The sequence below is a fragment of the Photorhabdus sp. CRCIA-P01 genome, assembly GCF_003545805.1.
Taxonomy (GTDB): Bacteria; Pseudomonadota; Gammaproteobacteria; order Enterobacterales; family Enterobacteriaceae; genus Photorhabdus; species Photorhabdus antumapuensis.
The window spans coordinates 1-3,813 of the sequence record NZ_NMQR01000115.1; the positions used below are offsets into that span (position 1 = coordinate 1).

The 3,813-nt window shown below is 48.8% G+C and carries 4 protein-coding genes and 1 pseudogene; all 5 read left to right on the top strand.

What is annotated here, in order from left to right; all coding sequences use genetic code 11:
* Positions 1 to 925, top strand: a 925-nt coding sequence (locus D3222_RS23845) for a type II secretion system F family protein (RefSeq protein ID WP_118988277.1), incomplete at its 5' end; no start/stop codon positions are given.
* Between the two features lie 59 nt (positions 926 to 984).
* Positions 985 to 1,587, top strand: a complete 603-nt coding sequence (locus D3222_RS23850; RefSeq protein WP_118988278.1) for a type 4 pilus major pilin — start codon at positions 985 to 987, stop codon at positions 1,585 to 1,587.
* 128 nt (positions 1,588 to 1,715) lie between these two features.
* On the top strand, positions 1,716 to 2,267 hold the full coding sequence (locus tag D3222_RS23855; RefSeq protein WP_118988279.1) for a hypothetical protein: 552 nt from the start codon (positions 1,716 to 1,718) through the stop codon (positions 2,265 to 2,267).
* Positions 2,268 to 2,269: 2 nt separating this feature from the next.
* Positions 2,270 to 3,499, top strand: a complete 1,230-nt coding sequence (pilV, locus tag D3222_RS23860; RefSeq protein WP_198672920.1) for a shufflon system plasmid conjugative transfer pilus tip adhesin PilV — start codon at positions 2,270 to 2,272, stop codon at positions 3,497 to 3,499.
* Between the two features lie 9 nt (positions 3,500 to 3,508).
* A pseudogene (locus D3222_RS26350) lies at positions 3,509 to 3,813 on the top strand (hypothetical protein); the annotation flags it as partial.

The window sequence follows — 3,813 nt, forward strand, 5'->3', positions numbered from 1 at the left end:
TTTCGATACCCATTGGCATCCGTTTGCTGAACTCATTGACGATTGCATCTCGGCGCTCACTGATAACAGTCAAACTAATACCTTGGAACATGTGCTGGCTGCTTGGGGACCGGTAGAAGAGGCGGCGTTAATTAGTGCCGGTATGTGTAGCGGTCATTTGCCTGAAGCGCTGAATCAGGCCATTACACTGATAGGTTGCCGTCAGCGTATTCTGATAGTGTCGCTCAGAATGATGATTTATCCCTTTTTGTTGGTGCTACTGATGACGGGATTACTGGTGATCACAGCAACAGAATTGGTACCAACGCTAAGAAGTATTTCAGATCCGGAAAACTGGCAGGGTGTGCTGGCATGGCTGAACCGGATGGCGACATTCTTTGAGCAGGCTTTCCTGTGGTGTGGTGTCTTACTGCTCTTTTTTATTGTGAGCGTGGTGTATTCGTTGCCGCGGTGGGTCAACCGTCTGCGTCGCATAGCAGATCATCTTATCCCCTGGTCGGTCTATAGCGATATTCAGGGGGCTATTTTTTTACTGAATATGGCTTCCCTTTTACGTGCCCATGTTCAGACGCTGGATGCTTTAATTATCCTGCAACGCTTTGCATCTCCCTGGTTACAGATTCGTCTGGAGTCTATTGCTGATTGTGTCCGTGAGGGGGATCACTTTGGCCGGGCATTGCATCACTGCGGCTATGGTTTTCCGTCAAAGGAAGCGGTTAATTTTCTGTCATTGCTGACGGAAGGTGATGGTACTCCGGACATTATTGGGCGCTATGGTGAGCGGTGGCTGGACCAAACAATCGCTCGGGTGAACAGGCGGGCCAATTTGGTCATGTTGAGTTCACTGTTGCTGGTTGTCGGGGCATTTATGTTGATCCTGCTGGCCGTCATGGAAATACAGAACATGGCTAACATCATGCAGTAGTTGAGCCTCCTTTTTAACGATTTTCTCCATAAAGAACCCTTTATATAAGGAATAAATCAATGCAGTACATGATGATACAAAAACAAGACAGAATGGCCTGTCCCCCTGAACGAGGTTGGGCTATTTTGGAAAATGGTGCGGTCGCTCTGGTTGTGATTGCCGTGATTACTGTAGTTTTGGGGGGAATTTATATGTTGTATGACCGCAAGGATGCGGTTGTGGAAACAACGAATCTGCAAACTATCATCTCCAGTACTCAGGGGTTAATGAAAGGCAGTGGTGGCTATGAGTTTAGTAATGCAGACAAGATGACAGGTATCCTGATTCAGTTGGGGGGCGTACCGAAGAGTATGACGGTTCGCGGCGATACGACTGTCGGTAATGCCACGTTGTGGAATACCTGGGGTGGTCAGGTTAAGGTCGGACCGAGCAACACCGGAGGATTTAATAATGGGTTCACGGTAGCTTACGAGAGAGTCCCGCAGTCTGCCTGTGTTTCACTGGCGACTGGGATGAGCCGGGGAGGGAGTGCATCAGAAATCGCCATTAATAATACTCATCACGCTGATGGCAAGGTGACACTGGAAAGCGCCAGTACAGAATGCACAAAGAACAACGGTCGTACCGGTACCAATAAACTGGTCTTTACGATTAACGGTTAAATGAAGACACTGATTGCGGTTAGCTTTCATACAGAATATACCCCTCTGGTTATGGTGACGTTATTTGTCATCGGATGCGTGCTGCTTCGTCCTGTGAGTAAATTTTTGCACGAATACGGTATGTCGATGTGTTCAGGGCATCCGGTACCACGAATGGCTATCTGTCTATACATGGTGTCGGGCACATTGATGTTGTTATCACCTGCTCCGCTGATGGAACGGATAGCCGCACTGTTGCTGTTGAGTTTTTTGTTGCAATTATCGGTTATGGACGTTTTGAGTGGCTGGCTTCCTCGTCAGTTTACACTGGCTTGTCTGGTGTCTGGTGTCTGGTGTCCGGTGTATTGGTCAGTATTTCGTTGCAGTCAGTATCCATAACTCTTTTTGCGACGGTGCTTATGCTTGCTGGAATGGGGGTGTTGCGCAAGCTGATGAACTGGCACTCTCAATGTGAAGCACTGGGAATGGGGGATGTCTGGCTGATGGGCGCACTGTGTGCATGGCTGACAGGGTTACCGGCACTGATAGGCTGCATGATCGGTCTATCCGGTTTCGTGCTGTGGCATTTGGCACAATTACCTCATCGAAGCTCGAAAGGCGGGCCGCTGGGACCCTGGCTCAGTTTGGGGAGTGTGGTCATGTTGTTGGAGCGATTATATCAGCCAATATGGGTAATCTAGTAATGACAGAAAGAAATGGCTGTGACGACAGTGAACCTGACCGGGGATATATGATGCTGGGAACTGCCGCTGGGCTCATGATATTGCTGATATTGGCAGCGTTGGGAACCCGTATTTATAACGATTATTTGACGGAGAAGTCCTGGCAGGTCATGGCGGCGCAAAGCAGCCGTTTCAGTGCGGCGTCGAAAGCTTATATTGGCCGTTATTACGATAGATTGCGGAATTCAGCAACGATAGCTCAGCCTGTGATTATCACCCCGGATATGTTGAGAAAAACGGGGCTGTTGCCATCCGGATTCAAAGACACCAACAGTTCAGGACAGCGCTATCAGACCGCTGTAGTGCGAAATACCCGAGATCCGGCACTATTGCAGGCAATAGTAGTGACACAAGAAGGAAGTCAATTACCTTATAAAGCCCTGCGCCTGATATCAATGGATATCTCTACCGGATTGGGGGGATATATTCGGGATGGAAAGACGGCTACCGGCGCAATGAGTTCATGGACGGTGCCTTTAAAGGATTTTGGGATAAACAGTGGTGAAGGTCATCTGGCCGTGTTATTGAGTGCAGATGAGTTATCTACTGCCCGTGAGGAGAGCGACCGATTGTACCGTTTTGCTGTCCCCGGTCGTCCGGAGCTGAATAAAATGCATACTGACATTAACATGGGAGGCAACAACCTGAACAATACGGCTACTGTGAATGCACAGACTGGACATTTTAGTGGCGATATCCGGGCGAATGCCGGCCAGTTTCAGGGGGATATTCGTAGCCACGATGGCTGGATTGTGACGACAAAGAATAAAGGCTGGTTAAATGAAACCTATGGTGGTGGTTGGGTGATGTCGGACAGCAACTGGCTTCGCAGTGTCAATAATAAAAGCGTTTATACTGAGGGGCAAATCAAAAGCGGTACCCTCCGGGCTGATGGGCGTTTGTCGACCGGGGAGTTTTTACAACTTGATAAAGTGGCTGTGGCAGGTACGCCCTGTTTACCCAACGGATTGGTTAGCCGCGATAGCAAAGGCGCCATACTGTCCTGCCAGTCGGGGCTGTGGACAAAAGCAGAAGCTACCTTGCAGCAGAATCAATGTTATCAGGATGGAAACTGGGGGGGACGTGATTTCTCTGAACACCGATGTAAGCCTGGATATTATGCGGCGGGACTGAAATTTGTGGGTCACCAAAGGAGCGAATCAGCTTATGTCATTACCTGCTGTAAATGAAAACGTAACATGTTCATATATCTGATTTTTATTTTGTTGGTGTTATGTTGTCCTTGTTTTGCATTGGTGAGCAGATTAACGCCCTGGCGGGGATTTATCTGTTCGGGTTTTCGACACAGGAAAAAACGGTATTACGTCATTCATCTTTCTCCGACTGACAGGATAGGGCGTCTGACGCGAAGCCGAACCCGGTGTTTTCATGCGGCATTTGTTCGCGAACTTGAAGGGGCACTTTTACGGGCAGACAGGGATATTCTGTTTCGTTCTCATTTGATGCGATCTGCTCAGATACAGTTGGCCTGTTCGGTTCTGGC

Bases quoted from the DNA above. Each gene is read 5' to 3' on its own strand.
- pilV (WP_198672920.1), top strand. From the start codon at position 2,270: ATGACAGAAAGAAATGGCTGTGACGACAGTGAACCTGACCGGGGATAT.
- D3222_RS23850 (WP_118988278.1), top strand. From the start codon at position 985: ATGCAGTACATGATGATACAAAAACAAGACAGAATGGCCTGTCCCCCT.